The organism is Flavobacterium xueshanense, from assembly GCF_900112975.1.
In the GTDB taxonomy this organism is placed as follows: Bacteria; Bacteroidota; Bacteroidia; order Flavobacteriales; family Flavobacteriaceae; genus Flavobacterium; species Flavobacterium xueshanense.
In genome coordinates this window covers 18317-41288 of record NZ_FONQ01000001.1, presented here as the reverse complement: position 1 = coordinate 41288, position 22972 = coordinate 18317, and the positions used below count along the sequence as shown (strand labels likewise).

At 34.9% G+C, this 22972-nt stretch carries 19 protein-coding genes and 4 tRNA genes; 22 read left to right on the top strand and 1 reads right to left on the bottom strand.

What is annotated here, in order from left to right; genetic code table 11:
• Positions 1–87 precede the first annotated feature (87 nt).
• From BMZ76_RS00185 to BMZ76_RS00170, 4 genes are all read left to right on the top strand, one after another.
• Positions 88–1449 carry a pyridoxal-phosphate dependent enzyme gene (locus BMZ76_RS00185; protein WP_091202340.1) on the top strand — a complete coding sequence of 454 codons (1362 nt, stop codon included), beginning with the start codon at positions 88–90 and terminating at the stop codon, positions 1447–1449.
• A gap of 99 nt (positions 1450–1548) precedes the next feature.
• The gene (locus BMZ76_RS00180) at positions 1549–2031 is read left to right on the top strand and encodes a 3'-5' exonuclease (protein WP_091202339.1); all 483 of its coding nucleotides are present in this window, start codon (positions 1549–1551) and stop codon (positions 2029–2031) included.
• A 129-nt stretch (positions 2032–2160) separates the two neighbouring features.
• The gene (locus BMZ76_RS00175; protein WP_091203069.1) at positions 2161–3441 is read left to right on the top strand and encodes a DUF2851 family protein; all 1281 of its coding nucleotides are present in this window, start codon (positions 2161–2163) and stop codon (positions 3439–3441) included.
• Positions 3442–3496: 55 nt separating this feature from the next.
• Positions 3497–3724, top strand: coding sequence for a PspC family transcriptional regulator (locus tag BMZ76_RS00170; RefSeq protein WP_091202338.1), 228 nt, complete (start codon positions 3497–3499; stop codon positions 3722–3724).
• A gap of 75 nt (positions 3725–3799) precedes the next feature.
• Here the strand turns inward: BMZ76_RS00170 and BMZ76_RS00165 are convergent, their stop codons facing one another.
• The gene (locus BMZ76_RS00165) at positions 3800–5251 is read right to left on the bottom strand and encodes an amino acid permease (RefSeq protein ID WP_091202337.1); all 1452 of its coding nucleotides are present in this window, start codon (positions 5249–5251) and stop codon (positions 3800–3802) included.
• Between the two features lie 256 nt (positions 5252–5507).
• Here BMZ76_RS00165 and BMZ76_RS00160 point away from each other — a divergent pair, with 256 nt between their 5' ends.
• From BMZ76_RS00160 to rpoC, 18 genes are all read left to right on the top strand, one after another.
• Positions 5508–6404: a ComEA family DNA-binding protein gene (locus BMZ76_RS00160; RefSeq protein WP_091202336.1), complete on the top strand. Its 897-nt coding sequence runs from the start codon at positions 5508–5510 to the stop codon at positions 6402–6404.
• Between the two features lie 167 nt (positions 6405–6571).
• The gene (locus tag BMZ76_RS00155) at positions 6572–7741 is read left to right on the top strand and encodes an acyl-CoA dehydrogenase family protein (protein ID WP_091202334.1); all 1170 of its coding nucleotides are present in this window, start codon (positions 6572–6574) and stop codon (positions 7739–7741) included.
• Between the two features lie 325 nt (positions 7742–8066).
• The gene (rpsU, locus tag BMZ76_RS00150) at positions 8067–8261 is read left to right on the top strand and encodes a 30S ribosomal protein S21 (RefSeq protein WP_035670421.1); all 195 of its coding nucleotides are present in this window, start codon (positions 8067–8069) and stop codon (positions 8259–8261) included.
• 67 nt (positions 8262–8328) lie between these two features.
• Positions 8329–9225 (top strand): tyrosine-type recombinase/integrase, encoded by an 897-nt coding sequence (locus BMZ76_RS00145; RefSeq protein WP_091202333.1) that lies wholly within the window; start codon positions 8329–8331, stop codon positions 9223–9225.
• Between the two features lie 30 nt (positions 9226–9255).
• Positions 9256–9558, top strand: coding sequence for a ribosome hibernation-promoting factor, HPF/YfiA family (gene hpf, locus BMZ76_RS00140; RefSeq protein WP_091202332.1), 303 nt, complete (start codon positions 9256–9258; stop codon positions 9556–9558).
• Positions 9559–9648: 90 nt separating this feature from the next.
• Positions 9649–9722 (top strand) — tRNA-Thr (locus BMZ76_RS00135).
• A gap of 33 nt (positions 9723–9755) precedes the next feature.
• Positions 9756–9836, top strand: a tRNA-Tyr gene (locus BMZ76_RS00130).
• Between the two features lie 64 nt (positions 9837–9900).
• A tRNA-Thr gene (locus tag BMZ76_RS00125) sits at positions 9901–9972 on the top strand.
• Positions 9973–10026: 54 nt separating this feature from the next.
• Positions 10027–11214 carry an elongation factor Tu gene (gene tuf, locus BMZ76_RS00120; protein WP_091202331.1) on the top strand — a complete coding sequence of 396 codons (1188 nt, stop codon included), beginning with the start codon at positions 10027–10029 and terminating at the stop codon, positions 11212–11214.
• Positions 11215–11277: 63 nt separating this feature from the next.
• Positions 11278–11348: transfer RNA gene (locus BMZ76_RS00115), tRNA-Trp, on the top strand.
• 17 nt (positions 11349–11365) lie between these two features.
• Positions 11366–11563: a preprotein translocase subunit SecE gene (gene secE, locus BMZ76_RS00110; protein ID WP_091202330.1), complete on the top strand. Its 198-nt coding sequence runs from the start codon at positions 11366–11368 to the stop codon at positions 11561–11563.
• A gap of 10 nt (positions 11564–11573) precedes the next feature.
• Positions 11574–12125 (top strand): transcription termination/antitermination protein NusG, encoded by a 552-nt coding sequence (gene nusG, locus BMZ76_RS00105; protein ID WP_091202329.1) that lies wholly within the window; start codon positions 11574–11576, stop codon positions 12123–12125.
• A 68-nt stretch (positions 12126–12193) separates the two neighbouring features.
• Positions 12194–12631: a 50S ribosomal protein L11 gene (rplK, locus tag BMZ76_RS00100; protein ID WP_035639405.1), complete on the top strand. Its 438-nt coding sequence runs from the start codon at positions 12194–12196 to the stop codon at positions 12629–12631.
• Positions 12632–12644: 13 nt separating this feature from the next.
• Positions 12645–13334, top strand: coding sequence for a 50S ribosomal protein L1 (gene rplA / locus BMZ76_RS00095; RefSeq protein ID WP_091202328.1), 690 nt, complete (start codon positions 12645–12647; stop codon positions 13332–13334).
• 22 nt (positions 13335–13356) lie between these two features.
• Positions 13357–13869: a 50S ribosomal protein L10 gene (rplJ, locus tag BMZ76_RS00090; RefSeq protein ID WP_091202327.1), complete on the top strand. Its 513-nt coding sequence runs from the start codon at positions 13357–13359 to the stop codon at positions 13867–13869.
• Between the two features lie 90 nt (positions 13870–13959).
• A complete protein-coding gene (gene rplL, locus BMZ76_RS00085; protein ID WP_091202326.1) occupies positions 13960–14328 on the top strand; it encodes a 50S ribosomal protein L7/L12 in 369 nt (122 codons plus the stop codon).
• A gap of 275 nt (positions 14329–14603) precedes the next feature.
• Complete coding sequence (gene rpoB, locus BMZ76_RS00080; RefSeq protein WP_091202325.1) at positions 14604–18416, top strand: DNA-directed RNA polymerase subunit beta; 3813 nt, start codon at positions 14604–14606, stop codon at positions 18414–18416.
• Between the two features lie 241 nt (positions 18417–18657).
• Complete coding sequence (rpoC, locus tag BMZ76_RS00075) at positions 18658–22971, top strand: DNA-directed RNA polymerase subunit beta' (protein ID WP_091203068.1); 4314 nt, start codon at positions 18658–18660, stop codon at positions 22969–22971.
• Position 22972: the final 1 nt, after the last annotated feature.

Genomic DNA, 22972 nt, shown 5'->3' with positions numbered 1-22972 from the left:
AATCGCGTAAAGAAGAATATTTTATAACAAAATACTATCTTTGCACCAGTTTTTACAACAAAATCACAATCTTAAATTCATACTAAAATGCGCTACGCAGAAAATATATTAGGCACAATAGGCAATACACCTTTAGTTAAACTAAATAAAGTAACTGCCGAAGTAGAGGCTTTAGTACTTGCAAAAGTCGAAACGTTTAATCCTGGGAATTCCGTAAAAGACAGGATGGCCGTAAAAATGATTGCAGATGCTGAGGCCGATGGACGCTTGAAACCAGGCGGAACAATCATCGAGGGCACTTCAGGGAATACTGGAATGGGATTGGCATTAGTAGCTATCATAAAAGGATATAAACTGATTTGTGTGATTTCAGACAAACAGTCCAAAGAGAAAATGGATATTCTTCGTGCAGTTGGAGCAAAAGTTGTGGTATGTCCTACGGATGTAGAACCTACTGATCCAAGATCGTATTATTCTGTTTCTAAAAGATTGGCAGAAGAAACTCCTAATTCCTGGTATGTAAATCAGTACGATAATCCTTCAAATGCAATAGCGCATTACGAGCAAACGGGACCAGAAATTTGGGATCAAACAGGAGGTAAAATTACTCATTTTGTGGTTGGTGTAGGAACCGGAGGAACAATTTCCGGAGTGGCAAAATACTTGAAAGAGAAAAATCCAAACATTAAAATTTGGGGAATTGATACGTATGGTTCTGTGTTTAAAAAATACCACGAAACTGGAATTTTTGATGAAAATGAAATTTATTCGTATATCACCGAAGGAATTGGAGAAGACATACTTCCAAAAAATGTTGACTTTTCTCTAATTGATGGTTTTACAAAAGTAACCGATAAAGATGCTGCGGTGTATACTCGGAAAATTGCGCTTGAAGAAGGAATATTTGTTGGGAATTCAGCTGGAGCAGCAATAAAAGGATTGTTACAACTAAAAGAACATTTCAAACCCGAAGATGTTGTTGTGGTCCTTTTCCATGATTCAGGAAGTCGTTATGTGGGCAAAATGTTTAATGATGACTGGATGCGGGAACGTGGTTTTATGGAAGAAGAAATTACGAAGGCCGAAGATCTCATAAAGGATCATATTGATAAACCATTAATTGTAGTGCGTACTGAAGAGTTGGTTTCGCATGCTATTGAAAGAATGCGTAAATACAAGATTTCTCAAATTCCGGTAATTGATATCACTGGATTTGTAGGCTCTGTTGATGAAAGTGATCTGTTTCAAAGTTACGTGGCTGACAAAGATGTAGCCGATAAACCTATAAAGGAAATTATGGGCAAACCTTTCCCAATAGTGAAATACGGAACACCTATCGAAGAAGTTTCTAAATTATTCACGAAAGAAAATGAAGCTGTTTTAGTGGAATTAGAAAATGGGAGTCACCATATTATTACCAAATATGATATTATTGGGTCGATAAAGTAAAATTTTATTATTCAAAATATTAAATTTTTTACAGCCATGAATTTGACGAGTTTATTTCGTTAAGTTTGTGGCTTTTTAGATTTATAACAAATTTATAATATGAACTTCACTGCCATAGATTTTGAAACCGCAACGGCATTCCATCCGTGTTCAGTAGGAATTGTTACCGTAGAAAACGGAATAATTGTAGATGAGTTTGTTAGTTTGATTAAACCTCCAAACAATTTATATTCTCCCTTTACCATTCAAGTGCATGGTATATATCCTCGCGATACCGTGAATGCAAAGTCATTTACCCAAGTGTATCCTGAAATTCAAAAAAGACTCCGAAATAGAGTAGTAGTAGCCCACAATGAAAGCTTTGATAGGAATGTTTTGACGAAATCAATGGCGCTTTATAATTTAGATTACGCGGATTTGAATATTTCGTCTCGATGGGAATGTACCGTGAAAATTTACAGAGCCAAAGGATTAAAACCAACCAAATTGAGCGATTGCTGTCGGGAAATGAACATCGCACTGAATCACCACGAAGCTTTATCTGACGCCCGTGCTTGCGCCAAATTATATTTGATGAAATAAAATCACGTATATTTTATTAATTATCATAATGTAATTTGTTTTACACCCGATATTGGTATGTCATTTTTAATTTAGATAATTTGCTATTTCTTTTTTCACTACATTAGTATTCAATCTAATATGTTCAATATGAAAGAAGATTTCCTTCATTATCTATGGAAATTCAAGAAGTTTGATACCTTGAATTTGAAAACCTTCAATGGGGAGGAAATCACAATTATCAATGTTGGACAATATTTAGAACTTGCCGGACCTGATTTTTTCAATGCCCAAATAACTATTGGTAATCAAAAATGGGCAGGAAATGTAGAAATTCATCTTAAATCTTCAGACTGGTATGTGCATCATCACGAAAGAGATGAAGCCTATAAAAACGTGATTCTTCATGTGGTCTGGGAACACGACACGGAAATTTTCAGAAAAAACAATACTGAAATTCCCGTTTTGGAACTTAAAAAATATGTTGATGCTGTAACGATATCCAATTATCAATCTTTAATTTCTCCTAAATCGTGGATTTTCTGTGAGAAGCAAATTCAAGAAATTGATGAATTTGTGTTTAAAAATTGGCAGGAACGTTTATTTTTTGAACGGTTGGAAAGAAAATCAAAACCGATATTTGATTTATTGGAACAAACGAATCAAGATTGGGAAGCGGTGTTATTTTGTCTTTTGGCGAAGAATTTTGGATTAAACACGAATGGTGAAATCTTTTTTAAAATTGCCCAAACTATTCCTTTTTCTATTATAAGAAAAGAAAGTTTTGAGGTTGAAAATCTCGAAGCTTTGATTTTTGGAACTGCTGGACTATTGGATTATGAAAAGGAAGATAATTATTTTAAGGATTTAAAATTCAGGTATTTTTATTTGCTGCATAAATATCAATTGGATAAGTCTTATGTTGAACCAGTTCAGTTTTTCAAGCATCGTCCGGATAATTTCCCAACGATTAGGCTTTCCCAATTTGCCAATTTATACCATAGTCAGGAGAATTTATTTTCGAGAATCAACATGTTAAATTCTTTGAAAAGCTGTTATGATTTGTTCCAGGTATCAGCTTCTGAATATTGGCTTAATCATTATCAATTTGATAAAGAAAGTCCGAAGAAAAAGAAATCGCTTTCTAAATCTTTCATCGATTTGATTGTTATAAATACAATAATTCCGTTACAATTTACTTTTGCAAAAAGTCAGGGAAAAGAAATTTCTGAGGATTTGATTCGTCTCTTAAATGAAGTTGCACCAGAAAAAAATGCTATTATTGATAAATTTAATTCTTTCGGAATTGTTTCAAAAAGTGCTTTTGAGACACAGTCATTACTTCAACTCAAGAATGAATATTGTAACAAAAGTAAATGTTTAGAGTGTAGTGTTGGAATAGAACTGCTGAAAAAACAATTAGTGGTTTAGCAAAGGCGTCAATTGGATAATTTTGTAATTTTGCACATAACTAATTATTCATAAAATGTCAGCAATTATAAAACTCAAGTTTTTTTTTGAGAAACACGGTTTTCATGTTTCCTCCCGTTTAGCGGATACTTTAGGAATGCGTGCCAGTAGTGTACGACTTTTTTTTATTTATTTATCGTTTGCTACCGCTGGATTGTGGTTTGCAGTTTATTTAACGCTGGCTTTCTGGATAAGATTAAAGGATTTGATTCGGGCAAAACGGACTTCGGTTTTTGATTTGTAAATGTCTTCACATAAAAAAAGGGATTATAAAGTACTTTAACTACTTTATAATCCCTTTTTTGATTATGATATGAATCTATTTATCCGGATTGTTCAATTTACTATTTTTCTTTCCATATACAAAGTAGATAATAACTCCTAAGGCCATCCAGATAACAAGTCTCGCCCAGCTTTCATTTGGTAATGAATACATCAAAGCCAGACAAATTAATATTCCTGCAATTGGAACGTAAGGAACGAATGGTGTTTTGAATGATCTTGGTGCATCCGGCATTTTTTTACGCATTACTAGTACTCCAATACATACTAATACAAACGCTAATAATGTTCCGATACTTACCATGTGACCCAAATCACTTACGGGTACAAAACCTGCAAAAAGGCTAACAAATACCATGAAGAAAAGATTTGTTTTCCATGGAGTTCTGAATTTTGTATGAATGTCACTAAAGAAAGAAGGTAATAAACCATCTTTACTCATCGTGTAAAAAACACGACTTTGTCCCATTAACATTACTAACATTACAGAAGTGTAACCCGCTAAAATAGCCACAATTAAACCAGTTTGCAAAAAGGTATATCCAGTTCTGGCAAATGCTGTCGCTGCTGGTTTGGCATCTCCTGCAAATTCACCGTAAGGTACAAGTCCAGTCATTACGTGAGCAAATAAAACATAAAGTATAGTACAGATTACTAATGATCCTAAAATACCAATTGGCATCCCTTTTTGTGGATTTTTTGCTTCTTGTGCAGCAGTAGATACGGCATCAAAACCAATGAAAGCAAAGAATACAGTTCCAGCTCCAGCAGCTATTCCTGACCAACCAAATTCTCCAAAAACACCTGTGTTTTCAGGAATATATGGCGTGTAATTTGCAGTGTCAATAAAGCTCCAGCCTAAAACGATAAACATAATAACTACGATTACTTTTACTACAACTAAGAAGTTATTGATAGATGCAGATTCTTTTGTCCCTCTGATTAATAACAAAGACAACATTGAAACTATAAAAATAGCCGGTAGGTTTATTATACCTCCTTCTATAATTGTTCCATCGCTTAATTTTAATGTTTCCCAGGGCGAACATATTAAATTATGGGGTAGATGAACACCATATTTGTTTAGTAATTCAAGTAAATAACGGGACCAGCTTACTCCAACTGTTGCGGCTCCTAATGCATATTCTAGGACTAAATCCCATCCTATGATCCAAGCCATAAATTCTCCCATTGTGGCGTAAGAATAGGTGTACGCACTACCTGCTACTGGTATCATGGATGCAAACTCAGCATAGCAAAGTCCTGCAAATGCGCATCCTACCGCGGCTAAAATAAATGAAAGTGTAACTGCCGGGCCTGCGTGTTCTGCGGCGGCAATACCTGTTAATGAGAATAATCCTGCTCCAATAATTGCTCCAACTCCAAGTGCTACTAATGAACGCGAAGACAAAGTCCTTTTTAATCCTTTTTCAGATTCTGATGCTTCATTTAGCAATACCGAAAGTGGTTTAGTTTTCCAAATTGACATGGGTTATATGGTTTTGTTTGTTATTAAGGTCCAAATGTATTGTTTTTTATAAAAAATAAAAACAATAATTGAATTTTAACTTGTAAAAAGTGATGCATTGCCTTTTTTTATATTGATTTCGTATAATTTTATTTAATCCAGCTTATCTAAAGTGTTAATTTTCACTTGGAATCTTTTTAATTTACAAAGTGATTTGTCTTAATTTTATTTCTAATTTTAGAGGCATTATTTCAAAGATCAAATCCATCAGTACAATATGAGTTTCAAAACGATTCAAACTTATTTTAAGTTCACCAATGAACAGCGCACAAGTATTTTCTTTTTGTTTCTAATTATCGTCGTTTTGCAGCTGGTTTACTTTTTTATTGATTTTAGCACAGTGAGTAAAGAATATCCTGAAAAACAAAAATGGCTTTCTCTACAAACTGAGATGGATTCTCTTAAAATGGACTCTAAAAACAGCCAACCAAAAATATACCTTTTCAACCCGAATTTTATAACGGATTATAAAGGGTATAAATTAGGAATGTCAATTCAAGAGATAGATCGTTTGCTGGCCTTTAGAAGAGAAAATAAATATGTCAACTCACCCGAAGAATTTCAAAATGTGACCAAAGTCTCCGATTCCTTATTGAATTTGATCGCACCTTATTTTAAATTTCCGGATTGGGTAAATAATAAAAAACAGAATAGTAAATTTAAAGAATTCGAAGCGTATCAAAATAAGACTTTCGCCAAAAAAGAAAAAATAATCATTATTGATATTAATCAGGCGACAAAAGAGGATTTAGTCAAAATTTACGGAATTGGTGAAGCTATTTCTGTTCGTATTTTGAAACAAAAAGAAACTTTAGGAGGATTTGTTTCTATGGAACAAATGCAGGATGTTTGGGGATTATCACCTGAAGTAATTGAAAATTTAATAACGCATTTTACAGTTTTGGCAGTACCACGATTTAAAAAAATAGAGATCAATAACGCTTCGTTGAAGGAGCTTTCGCAGTTTTATTATTTCAGATACGCGCTGGCTAAGGAAATAGTAACGTACAGGAGTATGAACGGAAATATTAAGAATATTGAGGATTTAACAAAAATTAAGGGATTTCCTGTTGATAAAGCAAATATAATTGGCTTATATTTGGACTTTAATTAGAAGTATCAAATTTACAGCTATGGATAGTGGTATTGCATTACATTTTAAAATAGATGCATTACTTTTTTATTAGCTAATTATTTTAACCGTTAAAAAAACAAAAACTGAAACATCACCGCATCATTATGTTTCAATTAATACCATTTGTTAAAAAAAATATACAATATATGAATTCAATTTATTTCACTGAAGAACACCAAGCATTTAGAGAAAGTTTAAAAGATTTTTTGCAGAAAGAAGTTGTTCCGCATATTGAAAAGTGGGAAAAAACAGGTACGATAGAGCGTTTTATTTGGGAGAAATTTGGCGAGATGGGGTACTTTGGTCTTGCATATCCAGAAGCTTATGGCGGTCTGGATCTAGATTTATTTTACACTGTTATTTTTCTCGAAGAATTACAAAAAATAAAGTCGTCAGGTTTTGCTGCTGCAATGTGGGCTCATTCTTATTTGGCCATGACCCATTTGAATGCGGAGGGTGACGAAAGAATAAAACAAGATTACTTAATACCAAGTATCGCTGGAAAAAAAATAGGTGCTTTATGTATCTCAGAGCCTTTTGGAGGTAGTGATGTTGCGGGGATGCGCACCAATGCCGTAAAAAAAGGAGACAAATATATTATTAATGGTTCTAAAACATTTATTACAAACGGTGTTTATGCAGATTATTATATTATTGCGGCAAAAACTAATCCTGAACTTGGAAATAAAGGGATTAGCATCTTTTTAACGGATACCAGTTTGAAAGGTATATCGGCTGTCAAGTTGGATAAATTAGGTTGGAGAGCATCGGACACTGCCGAAATTGCCTTTGATAACGTAGAGATTCCGGCAGAAAACTTAATGGGTGAAGAGGGGAAAGGATTTCCTTATATCATGCAGCATTTTGCCTTGGAGCGTTTAATTATGGCGATAAACGCACATGCCAGAGGAGAATATGCGATAGATTATACGATAGATTACATGTCGCATAGAGAAGCATTTGGAAAAAAAATCAGTAAGTTTCAAGCATTGAGACATACTCTTGTTGAGCATGCGACAGAGGTAGAACATTGTAAGGTGTTTAACTACGCCGCAGTCGCTCGTTTGGACAAAGGAGAATACGTTGTAAAGGAGGCGACTATGGCTAAGCTAAAATCTACTAAAGTTGCAGATGAGGCTATTTATAGCTGTTTACAAATGTTAGGTGGTTATGGTTATATGGAGGAGTATCCATTAGCACGTTTGTTTAGAGACAGTCGTTTAGGACCAATAGGCGGAGGGACTTCAGAAATTCTTAAAGAGATTTTAGGAAAAATGATCATTGATAATCAAAATTACGAACCTGCAGTAAAGTAGTTTGGCCTTGATACAATTATGGCAAAAGTGAATAAGTTTTTCTTAACATGATGCTTTAGGCTCAATAAAGTGGGTTTTAATAAAGAAAAAAAAGAGTCAATTTATTTTTTGACTCTTTTTTTGTACCAAAAATACTAGTGGAAATCCTTTACCGGTGCGTCGCTACGGAAAAGATTGCAGCGGATAGCCTGACAGTAAATGAAAACATAATCGTCATACGGAATTGATGTTTTGCAAGCACACTCAAAATAAATTTGCAATTCATGACTCAAAATTCAAAATTTTATTTACTTTTGCACACTTAAAGAAAGGGGGTGTCTATATTATGTTAATTATACCAATTAAAGACGGAGAAAATATCGATAGAGCGTTAAAACGTTACAAAAGAAAATTTGATAAAACAGGAACTGTACGTCAATTAAGAGCACGTACTGCTTTTATTAAGCCTTCAGTTACAAATAGAATCAAAATTCAAAAAGCGGCTTATATCCAAAATATGAGAGATAACTTAGAAAGTTAGTCGATTCAATTAAATAAAAAACCGTTAGTCATCAAAATTTTATAACTTTGATGCTAACGGTTTTTTTATGTCTACAAATAAAGATGCATTTCGAGATTATCTCTGCTTAGAGAAAAAATATTCTCCACACACAATAACGGCTTATTGCACAGATATTGATTCTTTTGACTCGTTTAATAAGCACCATTTTGATCAGGAAAATATTGATCAGGTTCATTACGGTCAAATTAGAAATTGGATAGTTTCATTAGTTGATGATTCGGTATCCAATGTTTCGATAAATAGAAAGATAGCTTCCTTGAAAGCGTTTTACAAGTTTCTATTAAAAACAAGACAAATACAAGTTAGTCCGCTTTTGAAACATAAAGCCCTAAAAACTCCTAAGGTTATACAAATTCCTTTTTCTGAAAAGGAAGTGCTAGCAGTTTTAGATCAAATACAAAATACAATCGGATTTGAAGAGGTTAGGAATAAGCTTATTATCGATTTATTTTACACGACAGGAATGCGAAGAGCTGAATTGATTAATCTTAAAATAGAAAATATTAATTTATCGAGCGGTACTATAAAAGTGTTGGGAAAGCGAAACAAAGAGCGCATTCTTCCTGTTTTATCAATAATTACAGATCAATTTTCATTGTACTTAAATGAAAGAACTTTATTGTCGGATATTGTTGACAATGATTATTTTTTTCTCACAATAAAAGGGTTAAAATTAAATGAATCTTTTGTGTATCGATTAATAAATTCTTACTTTAGTACTGTCTCTGAAAAAGTAAAAAAGAGTCCTCACATATTGAGGCATACTTTTGCAACACATTTATTAAACAATGGAGCAGATTTAAATTCAGTCAAAGAATTATTAGGGCATTCCAGTCTCGCGTCTACTCAGGTGTATACTCATAGTAGTTTGTCAGAACTTAAAAATGTGCACAAAGATGCGCATCCCAGGGGGAAGAAGTAATATAATGTGTAACAATTAAAAAAGATGATTATGAAGGTAAGTGTTCATGCAGTTAACTTTACTATTGACAAAAAGTTAGTAGATTTTGTTCAAGAAAGAATGGACAAGTTGGAAAAGTACTATGACAAAGTTGTGTCAGCGGATGTTTTTTTGAAAGTTGAAAAGACAAGTGATAAAGAGAATAAAATTGTGGAGGTCAAAATTAATGTTCCCGGAGATGATTTTTTAGTAAAAAAGCAGTGTAAAACTTTTGAAGAGGCTGTGGAACTTTCGGCAGAATCTTTAGAACGAATGTTATTAAAAAGAAAAGAAAAGATAAGTTCTCATATTTAATAGAAATTTTTTCGAAAAAATGTTTTGATTGAGAGATAAAATCTCTACATTTGCAGTCCGTTAGAAATAGCGGACTTTTTTTATTGATTCGCCAGCGTAGCTCAGTTGGCTAGAGCAGCTGATTTGTAATCAGCAGGTCGTGGGTTCGAGTCCCTCCGCCGGCTCAAGACTGTAAAGGTTTGATGATAGTAAAAGTAGGGGAGATACTCAAGCGGCCAACGAGGGCAGACTGTAAATCTGCTGTGTGAACTTCGCAGGTTCGAATCCTGCTCTCCCCACTATTAATCTTTTAAATGTTAAATTAATTTAAATTTAACATTTATAGTTTAAATGGAATTCTCTGCCGGTGTAGCTCAGGGGTAGAGTGCTTCCTTGGTAAGGAAGAGGTCTCGGGTTCAATTCCCGACATTGGCTCAAGTAAGTAGGAAATAGAAATTAATATATAACTAAGATTAAAAATTAAGTAAAATGGCAAAGGAAACCTTTAACCGTAACAAGCCCCACTTAAACATTGGTACAATTGGGCACGTGGATCACGGAAAAACTACATTAACAGCAGCAATCACTAAAGTATTATCTGATGCTGGTTACTGTCAAGCAAAATCATTTGATCAAATTGATAATGCTCCTGAAGAAAAAGAAAGAGGTATTACAATTAATACATCTCACGTTGAGTACGAAACTGCAAACCGTCATTACGCTCACGTTGACTGTCCTGGTCACGCGGATTACGTAAAGAACATGGTTACTGGTGCTGCTCAAATGGACGGTGCTATCCTTGTTGTAGCTGCTACTGATGGGCCAATGCCACAGACACGTGAACACATCCTTTTAGGTCGCCAAGTAGGTATTCCTAGAATGGTAGTATTCATGAATAAAGTGGATATGGTTGATGACGAGGAATTATTGGAACTTGTTGAAATGGAAATCAGAGACTTATTGTCTTTCTATGAATATGATGGAGATAATTGTCCAGTTATTCAAGGGTCTGCTCTTGGAGGATTGAATAGTGATCCTACTTGGGTACCAAAAATTATTGAATTAATGGCCGCTTGTGATTCATGGATTGAAGAACCAATTCGTGATACAGCAAAACCATTTTTGATGCCGGTTGAAGATGTATTTACAATTACTGGTCGTGGAACTGTTGCTACAGGTCGTATCGAGACTGGAATTGCTAATACAGGAGATGCTGTTGAAATCATTGGTATGGGAGCTGAAAAATTGACTTCTACTATTACTGGAGTTGAGATGTTCCGTAAAATTCTTGATAGAGGTGAAGCAGGAGATAACGTAGGTTTATTGTTACGTGGTGTTGATAAAGAATCTATCAAAAGAGGAATGGTTATCATTAAGCCAGGTTCAGTTAAGCCACACGCTACTTTCAAAGCTGAGGTATATATCTTGAAAAAAGAAGAAGGTGGTCGTCATACGCCATTTCATAATAACTACCGTCCACAGTTTTACGTACGTACGACTGACGTAACAGGAGTTATTACTTTACCAGAAGGTGTGGAGATGGTAATGCCAGGAGATAACTTAACTATTAATGTTGCTTTGTTAAGCCCAATCGCAATGAGCGTTGGTTTACGTTTCGCTATCCGTGAAGGTGGTAGAACTGTAGGTGCTGGACAAGTAACTGAGATTGTAGGATAATATCTTAAAAATTATATAAAGCCAGTTGATTTTCATAACTGAAAAATCGCTGGCTTTTAACTAACGGGCGTAGTTCAAGGGTAGAATAGCGGTCTCCAAAACCGTTGATGGGGGTTCGAATCCCTCCGCCCGTGCAAAAAAATAAATCATAATGACAAAAGTTGTTAATTACTTATCAGAAGCATTTGAGGAATTAAAGTCAAATGTAACTTGGCCTGCTTGGCCTGAGGTGCAACGTCTAACGATTGTTGTTGCTGTTTTTTCAGTATTATTCGCCTTGGCAACATGGGGGGTAGATGAAATTTTCGCAAAAGCTTTAGCTGGATTTTTTAACTGGATAAAAGCTTAATCTTTTTATTATGGCAGATAGTAATGTTAAAAAGTGGTATGTCGTTAGGGCAGTAAGTGGACAAGAAAATAAAGTGAAAGCATACATCGAAACTGAAATTGCAAGATTAGGGATGGGTGATTACGTTTCGCAGGTTTTGGTTCCTACTGAAAAAGTCGTTACTGTGAAAGAAGGAAAAAAAATCGTAAAAGATAAAGTTTATTTTCCTGGTTATGTTATGATTGAAGCGAATCTTATTGGTGAAATACCGCATATTATTAAGTCTATAACAAGTGTTATTGGTTTTCTAGGCGAAATAAAAGGTGGAGAGCCTGTTCCTTTGAGAATTTCTGAAGTAAACAGAATGTTAGGTAAAGTTGATGAGTTGGCTGTAAATACAGACACACGCTCAATTCCTTTCAATATCGGTGAGACAATTAAGGTTATTGATGGGCCTTTTAATGGATTTAACGGTACTGTTGAAAAAATTAATGAAGAAAAGCGTAAACTGGAAGTAATGGTTAAGATTTTCGGAAGAAAAACACCATTAGAGTTGAGTTTTATGCAAGTTGAAAAAGTATAATTTTTTGTTACATCTATAATATCCATTACAATCGCTTCCACTGATTGTAGTGTTAAATTTTTTAAAAAATGGCTAAAGAAATTAGTAAGGTAGTTAAACTACAAGTTAAGGGAGGTGCTGCGAATCCGTCGCCACCGGTTGGACCTGCTTTAGGAGCTGCTGGGGTAAACATCATGGAATTCTGTAAGCAATTTAATGCTAGAACTCAAGATAAACCCGGCAAAATATGCCCAGTACAAATAACTGTGTATAAAGACAAATCATTTGATTTTGTTGTAAAAACTCCTCCAGCTGCTGTCCAGTTATTGGAAGCTGCAAAGCTAAAGTCAGGATCAGGTGAACCAAATCGTAAAAAAGTAGCAAGCGTTACTTGGGACGTTATCAAAGCAATTGCTGAAGATAAAATGGTAGATTTAAATGCATTCACAATCGAATCTGCTATGAGCATGATTGCTGGAACTGCTAGGTCTATGGGTATAACTGTATCAGGAGATTCTCCTTTTTAATTAAGAGAAAGACATGGCAAAATTGACAAAAAAGCAAAAAGAGGCTGCTTCAAAAATTGAAAAGAACAAACTATACTCTCTTAAAGATGCTGCGGCATTGATAAAAGTAGTTGCTTCTGCAAAATTTGATGAGTCTGTTGATATCGCAGTACGTTTGGGTGTAGATCCAAGAAAAGCGAATCAAATGGTTAGAGGTGTGGTAACATTACCTCATGGAACTGGTAAAGACGTTAAAGTGTTAGCATTAGTTACTCCAGATAAAGAAGCGGAAGCTTTAGCAGCTGGTGCAGACTATGTAGGTCTTGACGATTATTTACAAAAAATTAAAGACGGTTGGACAGATGTTGATGTTATCATCACTATGCCTTCTGTTATGGGTAAATTAGGTCCATTAGGTCGTATTTTAGGACCTAGAGGTTTAATGCCAAACCCCAAAACAGGTACTGTAACTATGGATGTTGCAAAAGCTGTTCAAGAGGTTAAAGCTGGTAAAATTGACTTTAAAGTTGATAAAACTGGTATTGTGCATGCAGGAATTGGTAAAATTTCTTTTGGAATCGAGCAAATCGTTGACAATGCGCACGAAATTATTCAAACATTAATCAAACTTAAGCCAACTGCTGCTAAAGGAACATACATCAAAAGTATTTACCTAACTAGCACTATGAGTCCTGCAATTGCATTGGATCCTAAAGCAGTATAATTGGTAGTTAAAAATTTTTAGTATGACTAGAGAAGAAAAATCAATCGCGATTGAAGTTTTAACTGCACAGTTAGCTGGTACAAACATTGTTTATGTATCTGATATTTCTGGAATGAATGCAGAATCAACTTCAAACTTGAGAAGAGCTTGCTTTAAAGCAGGGATAAAATTAGAAGTAGTTAAAAATACCTTGCTTGCAAAAGCAATGGAAGCTTCAGCTAATGATTATGGAGATTTACCTTCAGTTTTGACTGGTAATAGCGCTATATTCATTTCTGAGATAGCAAACGCTCCTGGTAAAATTATCAAAGATTTCAGAAAAAAATCAGCTAAACCTGTATTAAAAGGAGCTTATATTAACTCTGAAATTTATATTGGAGATGATCAATTAGATGCATTAGCAACTATCAAGTCTAAAGAAGAGCTTATCGGCGAACTTATTGGATTATTGCAGTCACCAGCACAAAGAGTTATTTCTGCTCTTCAAAACCAATTCGCAAAAAGCGAAGAGGCTACAGAAGAAGTGGAAGCATAATGAAAATAGAGTTTTACTCTAATTTTATTTAAAAAACGCGCACAATAAATAAATTATATTTTTACAAATCATTTTAAAACGATAGAAAAAATGGCAGATTTGAAACAATTCGCAGAACAATTAGTTAACCTAACAGTAAAAGAAGTTAACGAATTAGCAACAATATTAAAAGATGAGTACGGAATCGAACCAGCTGCTGCAGCTGTAGTAGTTTCAGGTGGTGGCGAAGCTGCTGCTGAAGAAGTTCAAACAGAATTTACAGTTGTATTGAAAGAAGCTGGTTCTTCTAAATTAGCAGTTGTAAAATTAGTTAAAGAACTTACAGGTTTAGGTTTGAAAGAAGCTAAAGATGTAGTTGATAGCGCACCGAGCAATGTTAAAGAAGGTGTTTCTAAAGAAGAAGCTGAAGGGCTTAAAAAATCTTTAGAAGAAGCTGGAGCTGTTGTTGAGCTTAAATAGTTAAACTCAGTTTAAAGAATTAGGTTTAGGTCTTGGGTTTAGTCACCCAATGACCTAAACCATTTTTCGTATAACAAAAGTCTACCTTGTATATTTACACAGTAGTCTTTGAAAACAGATTCATTTTACCCATTACGAGGAAAAAAAATTAACAGATAATAAGAAAGTAGTTATCGTAAATTGGTTTTTAAAGATGTAATGGTAGTAAAAGAAAAGTATAAATAAATCCATATTTGTACAAAAAAATTACTTTTTAATCAAAATTTTGTCCATAGATGATAACAAATCAGACTGAAAGATTGAATTTTGCCTCAACAAAAAACATTCCTGATTATCCAGATTTTCTAGATGTTCAGGTTAAATCGTTTAAAGATTTTTTTCAATTAGAAACCAAATCTGACGAAAGAGGCGACGAAGGGCTTTACAATACCTTCATGGAAAATTTCCCAATTACTGATACAAGAAATAACTTTGTATTAGAATTCCTTGATTACTTTGTAGATCCACCACGTTATACAATTCAAGAATGTATAGAAAGAGGTTTAACATATAGTGTGCCTTTAAAAGCAAGGCTAAAATTATATTGTACAGATCCAGAACATGAGGATTTTGAAACGATTGTTCAAGATGTTTATCTTGGTACAATTCCTTATATGACACCAAGTGGTACATTTGTTATTAATGGTGCTGAGCGTGTAGTTGTTTCTCAGTTACACAGATCTCCCGGTGTTTTCTTTGGTCAATCATTCCATGCAAATGGTACAAAATTGTATTCTGCCAGAGTAATTCCTTTTAAAGGTTCTTGGATAGAATTTTCTACAGATATTAATAGCGTAATGTATGCTTATATCGATAGAAAGAAAAAATTACCAGTTACCACTCTTTTTAGAGCAATTGGTTTTGAAAGAGATAAAGATATTCTAGAAATTTTTGATCTTGCTGAAGAAATTAAAGTTTCTAAGACAGGTTTAAAAAAATATATCGGTAGAAAATTAGCTGCACGTGTATTGAATACATGGCATGAAGATTTCGTTGATGAAGACACTGGTGAAGTAGTTTCTATCGAACGTAACGAAATAATCCTTGATAGAGATACTATTATCGACAAAGATAATGTGGAAGAAATCATTGATTCTAACGTTAAATCTATTTTGTTGCACAAAGAAGATGCTAATCAAGGTGATTATGCGATCATTCACAATACGCTACAAAAAGATCCAACAAACTCTGAAAAAGAGGCTGTTGAGCACATTTACAGGCAACTGCGTAACGCTGAACCGCCTGATGAAGAAACGGCGCGTGGTATCATAGACAAATTATTTTTCTCTGATCAACGTTACAACTTAGGTGAAGTAGGTCGTTATAGAATAAATAAAAAATTAGGGTTAGATACACCAATGGAAAAGCAAGTCTTGACCAAAGAAGATATCATAACCATTGTGAAATATTTGATTGAATTGATCAACTCTAAAGCAGAGATTGATGATATTGATCACTTATCAAACCGTCGTGTTAGAACAGTTGGAGAACAATTGTCTCAGCAATTCGGTGTTGGTTTAGCGCGTATGGCAAGAACTATTCGCGAAAGAATGAACGTTAGAGATAACGAGGTGTTTACGCCAATAGATTTAATTAATGCGAAAACATTATCATCTGTTATCAACTCTTTCTTTGGAACAAACCAGTTGTCTCAATTTATGGATCAAACGAATCCACTTGCTGAGATTACGCACAAGAGAAGATTATCTGCACTAGGACCAGGTGGACTTTCGAGAGAAAGAGCAGGATTTGAGGTACGTGACGTTCACTATACGCATTACGGACGTTTATGTCCAATTGAAACTCCAGAGGGACCAAACATTGGTTTGATATCATCTCTTGGTGTTTATGCTAAAGTAAACGGAATGGGTTTCATTGAAACACCGTATCGTAAAGTAACTAACGGAACTGTAGATTTAGTTTCTACTCCGGTATACTTAAGCGCAGAAGAAGAAGAAGGAATGATGATTGCTCAAGCAAACATTCAAATGGATGCTACTGGAAAAATTACTGCCGAAGACGTAATTGCGCGTCAAGAAGGTGATTTCCCGGTAATTGAACCAACACGTGTAGATTATACGGATGTTGCTCCAAATCAAATTGCTTCTATCTCGGCTTCATTGATTCCTTTCTTAGAACATGATGATGCGAATAGAGCATTGATGGGATCCAACATGATGCGTCAGGCCGTACCATTAATTCGTCCTGAAGCTCCAATTGTTGGAACTGGTTTAGAGCGTCAAGTAGCTTCTGATTCTAGAGTATTGATTAATGCTGAAGGAGATGGAGTTATAGAATATGTAGACGCAAATATCATCACTATCAAATACGATCGTTCTGAAGAAGAAAGAATGGTGAGTTTTGAGCCAGATGAGAAAACATACAATCTAATTAAATTTAGAAAAACCAATCAAGGTACAAGTATCAACCTTAAACCTATCGTAAGAAAAGGGGATAGAGTGGTTCCTGGACAAGTATTATCAGAAGGATATGCGACTCAAAATGGTGAATTGGCTTTAGGTAGAAACCTAAAAGTTGCCTTTATGCCATGGAAAGGATACAACTTTGAGGATGCTATTGTAATTTCTGAAAAAGTGGTTCGTGACGATATTTTTACCTCTATTCACGTGGATGATTATTCATTAGAAGTTAGAGATACTAAATTAGGTAACGAAGAATTAACGAACGACATACCGAACGTTTCTGAAGAAGCTACTAAAGATCTAGATGAAAATGGTATGATTAGAATTGGAGCCGAGGTAAAACCTGGGGACATTCTAATTGGAAAGATTACTCCAAAAGGGGAATCAGATCCTACTCCGGAAGAGAAATTGCTTCGTGCAATCTTCGGGGATAAAGCAGGTGATGTAAAAGATGCTTCATTAAAAGCTTCTCCTTCTTTACATGGTGTGGTTTTAGACAAAAAATTGTTCGCAAGAGCAGTTAAAGATAAACGTAAACGTACTCAGGATAAGGATGCTTTAGGAGCACTTGAAATGGAGTTTGAAGTTAAATTTGTTGAATTAAAAGACAAATTAGTAGAGAAACTGTTCTTGATCGTAAACGGGAAAACATCTCAAGGTGTAATGAATGATTTGGGTGAAGAAGTTTTACCAAAAGGTAAAAAATACACTCAAAAAATGCTTTATGCTGTTGAAGATTTTGCTCACTTAAGTAAAGGTCAATGGGTTGCTGATGATGCAGCTAATAAAATGGTTAATGATTTGATTCATAACTATAAAATTAAATTGAACGATTTACAAGGTGCTTTACGTAGAGAGAAATTCACTATTACTGTTGGAGATGAATTGCCAGCAGGAATCTTGAAATTAGCGAAAGTATATATTGCCAAAAAACGTAAACTTAAAGTTGGGGATAAAATGGCGGGACGTCACGGTAACAAAGGTATTGTTGCTCGTATCGTTCGTCATGAAGATATGCCTTTCCTTGAAGATGGAACGCCAGTTGATATCGTGTTGAACCCATTAGGTGTACCTTCACGTATGAACATTGGACAAATTTATGAAACGGTACTTGGTTGGGCTGGACAAAACTTGGGTAGAAAATTTGCTACACCAATTTTTGATGGAGCAACTTTAGATCAAATTAATGAATTGACTGATGAAGCTGGAATACCACGTTTTGGACATACATATTTATATGATGGTGGTACAGGAGAGCGTTTCCATCAAGCGGCAACAGTAGGAGTTATATACATGTTGAAACTTGGTCACATGGTTGACGATAAAATGCACGCACGTTCTATAGGTCCATACTCATTGATTACACAACAACCACTTGGAGGTAAAGCTCAATTTGGAGGTCAGCGTTTTGGTGAGATGGAGGTTTGGGCACTTGAAGCTTATGGAGCATCAAGTACGCTTAGAGAAATCTTGACTGTGAAGTCTGATGATGTTATTGGTAGAGCAAAAACTTACGAAGCAATCGTTAAGGGTGAATCTATGCCAGAACCAGGATTACCGGAATCATTCAATGTATTAATGCATGAATTGAAAGGTCTTGGACTTGACATTCGTTTAGAAGAATAAATAATAGTTGAAGTAATCAGTCCCAATTTTTATTGGGGCTGATTACTCATTTATAAAAGTTTTTAGGATTTATACCCGTAAACCGTTCCGATTTTTTACTAAAATCTAATAGGTTTTGTAAATAGCACTTCAAAATTTTTATTTGAAGTTTAGAGAAGTAATTCGAGGTGATAGAGACGCAGCATTGCTACGTCTGGACAAAATCAATTTTTTAATTGCAAATAAATCAATAGTAAAAGCTATGATGAATAATAGAAATAATAACAATAAAGATAAAAACCCGATAAAAAGGTTTAATAAAATTTCAATAGGACTTGCTTCTCCTGAATCGATTTTGAAAGAATCAAGAGGTGAAGTATTGAAACCTGAAACTATCAACTATAGAACGCACAAACCGGAGCGTGATGGTCTTTTCTGTGAACGTATTTTCGGACCAGTAAAAGATTTTGAATGTGCTTGTGGTAAATACAAAAGAATTCGTTACAAAGGAATCATCTGTGACCGTTGTGGTGTTGAAGTTACTGAGAAAAAAGTACGTAGAGACAGAGTAGGTCACATCAATCTTGTTGTACCAATTGCTCATATTTGGTATTTCCGTTCTCTTCCTAACAAAATTGGTTATATACTTGGTCTTCCATCTAAGAAATTAGATATGATTATCTACTACGAAAGATACGTAGTAATCCAAGCTGGTATTGCTAAAAATGCAGAAGGGGAATCATTACAAAGATTAGACTTTTTGACAGAAGAAGAATATTTAAATATTTTAGATACGCTTCCTGCTGACAATCAGTATCTTGATGATTTTGATCCTAATAAATTTGTTGCCAAAATGGGAGCAGAGTGTATTATGGATTTATTGGCAAGAATTGATCTTGATGCATTGTCTTATCAATTGAGACACAATGCTAACAATGAAACGTCTAAACAACGTAAAACTGAAGCGCTAAAAAGATTGCAAGTAGTTGAATCTTTCCGTGAGTCTAACTTGAACCGTGAGAATCGTCCGGAATGGATGATTATGAAAGTGGTACCGGTTATTCCACCAGAATTACGTCCGCTTGTGCCACTTGATGGAGGTCGTTTTGCAACTTCAGATTTAAATGATTTATACCGTCGTGTAATCATCCGTAACAACCGTTTGAAAAGATTAATGGAGATTAAAGCTCCAGAAGTAATCTTAAGAAACGAAAAACGTATGTTGCAGGAATCTGTAGATTCACTTTTCGATAATACTCGTAAAGCCTCTGCAGTAAAAACAGAATCTAACAGACCATTAAAATCATTATCTGATTCCCTCAAAGGTAAACAAGGACGTTTCCGTCAAAATTTACTTGGAAAACGTGTAGATTATTCTGCTCGTTCGGTAATTGTTGTTGGACCTGAATTGAAATTATCTGAATGTGGTATCCCTAAAGATATGGCAGCAGAATTATACAAACCTTTCGTTATCCGTAAATTGATAGAAAGAGGAATTGTAAAAACTGTAAAATCAGCTAAAAAAATAATAGATAAGAAAGAGCCTGTAGTTTGGGATATCCTTGAAAATGTTATCAAAGGTCATCCAATATTGCTGAATCGTGCTCCTACTTTGCACAGATTAGGTATTCAAGCATTCCAACCAAAATTAATTGAAGGAAAAGCAATCCAATTGCACCCTTTAGTTTGTACTGCATTTAATGCGGATTTCGATGGGGATCAGATGGCAGTTCACTTGCCTTTAGGACCAGAAGCTATTTTGGAAGCGCAACTATTAATGTTGGGTTCTCACAATATTCTGAATCCTGCAAATGGTGCTCCAATTACGGTACCTTCTCAGGATATGGTTCTAGGTCTATATTATATGACCAAAGAACGTTTATCAACTCCTGAGCTTAAGATTTTAGGAGAAGGAATCACTTTTTATTCTGCTGAAGAAGTAAATATTGCTTTGAATGAAGGTAGATTAGAATTGAATGCTTCTGTAAAAATCAGAGCAAAACATTTTAATGAAGCGGGTGACTTAGTTTACCAAATTATTAAAACAACTGCTGGTCGTGTATTATTTAATGAAGTAGTACCGGAAGCAGCTGGATATATCAATGATGTATTGACTAAGAAAAACCTTAGAGATATTATCGGACACGTTTTAAGCGCTACCGATGTACCTACAACTGCGGCTTTCTTGGATAATATGAAAGACATGGGTTATAAATTTGCTTTCAAAGGTGGATTGTCATTCTCTCTTGGTGATATTAGAATTCCAGATCAGAAACCTAAATTAATTGCAGACGCCAGAGAACAAGTTCAAGGTATTTCTGCGAATTATAACATGGGTCTTATCACTAATAACGAACGTTACAACCAAGTTATTGATGTTTGGACTTCTGCGAATGCTCAACTTACAGAATTAGCAATGAAGAACATTAGAGAAGACCAACAAGGTTTCAACTCGGTGTATATGATGCTTGATTCTGGAGCAAGGGGTTCCAAAGAACAAATTCGTCAGTTAACCGGTATGCGTGGTTTGATGGCTAAGCCAAAAAAATCTACTGCTGGTGGTGGTGAAATTATTGAAAATCCAATTCTTTCTAACTTTAAAGAAGGGCTGTCTATCCTTGAGTACTTTATTTCTACTCACGGTGCGCGTAAAGGTCTTGCGGATACGGCATTGAAAACTGCCGATGCAGGATATTTAACAAGAAGACTGCATGATGTATCTCAAGATGTTATTGTTAACATCGATGATTGTGGTACACTTAGAGGTGTTGAAGTATCAGCATTGAAAAAGAATGAGGAAATAGTTGAAACTTTAGGAGAAAGAATTTTAGGACGTGTAGTTTTACAAGATTTAATTAATCCTTTGAATAGTGAAATTATAATTCATTCAGGTGAGCAAATCACAGAAGTTATAATGAAAGCAATTGATGCTTCTCCTATCGAAAAAGTAGAAGTTCGTTCTCCGTTAACTTGTGAAGCGCTAAAAGGTATTTGTGCAAAATGTTACGGTAGAAATTTAGCTACTGGAAAAATGACACAAAGAGGTGAAGCAGTTGGTGTAATTGCAGCACAATCTATTGGAGAACCGGGTACACAGTTGACATTACGTACATTCCACGTTGGTGGGGTTGCGGGTGGTATTTCTGAAGAATCTAGTATTGTTACCAAATTTAATGGTAAACTGGAAATTGAAGATTTAAAAACGGTAAAAGGAGAAGATAGTGAAGGTAATGCAGTTGATATTGTAGTATCTCGTTCTACTGAGTTGAAATTAATCGATGAAAGAACAGGTATTTTACTAAGTACTAATAACATTCCTTACGGTTCTAGTATCTTCGTTAAAGACGGACAGTCTGTAGTTAAAGGAGATGTGATTTGTAAATGGGATCCTTATAATGGAGTTATCGTTTCTGAATTTACCGGTAAAATTGCTTACGAAGAATTAGAGCAAGGTCAATCATTCATGGTTGAAATTGATGAGCAAACTGGTTTCCAAGAAAAAGTAATTTCTGAATCCAGAGCTAAAAAATTGATTCCAACTTTATTGGTTTACGGTAAAGACAATGAATTGATTCGTTCTTATAACTTACCAGTTGGAGCCCACTTGATGGTTGAAAACGGTGAGAAAATTAAAGCAGGTAAAGTATTGGTAAAAATCCCTCGTCGTTCTTCTAAATCAGGAGATATTACAGGAGGTTTACCTAGAATTACAGAGTTGTTAGAAGCTCGTAATCCTTCAAACCCAGCTGTTGTTTCTGAAATTGATGGTGTCGTTTCTTTTGGAAAAATCAAAAGAGGTAACCGTGAGATTGTTATCGAATCTAAATTTGGTGATGTTAGAAAATACTTGGTTAAATTATCAAGCCAAATTCTAGTTCAGGAAAATGACTTCGTAAGAGCAGGGGTGCCTTTATCTGACGGTGCAATTACTCCGGATGATATTTTAAGAATTCAAGGACCAGCGGCTGTTCAACAGTATTTGGTAAATGAAATTCAAGAAGTATACCGTTTACAAGGGGTAAAAATCAACGACAAACACTTTGAAGTAGTGATACGTCAAATGATGCGTAAAGTAAGAGTGCAAGATCCAGGTGATACTTTATTCTTAGAAGATCAATTGATTCACACTAAAGATTTTATTGTTCAAAATGATAAATTGTACGGTATGAAAGTGGTTGAAGATGCTGGAGATTCTAGTGCATTAAAAGAAGGACAAATTATTACGCCTCGTGAGTTGCGTGATGAAAACTCTTTATTGAAACGTACAGATAAAAATCTTGTTGTGGCTCGTGATGTTGTTACTGCAACAGCAACACCAGTTTTACAAGGTATCACAAGAGCATCGCTTCAAACGAAATCGTTTATTTCTGCTGCATCTTTCCAAGAAACCACTAAAGTATTGAATGAAGCTGCTGTTGCAGGTAAAATCGATTACTTAGAAGGATTGAAAGAGAATGTAATTGTAGGACATAGAATCCCTGCCGGAACGGGTATGAGAGAATATGACAACACAATTGTAGGTTCGAAAGAAGATTACAATGACATGATGGCTAACAAAGAAGAATATATTTATTAAG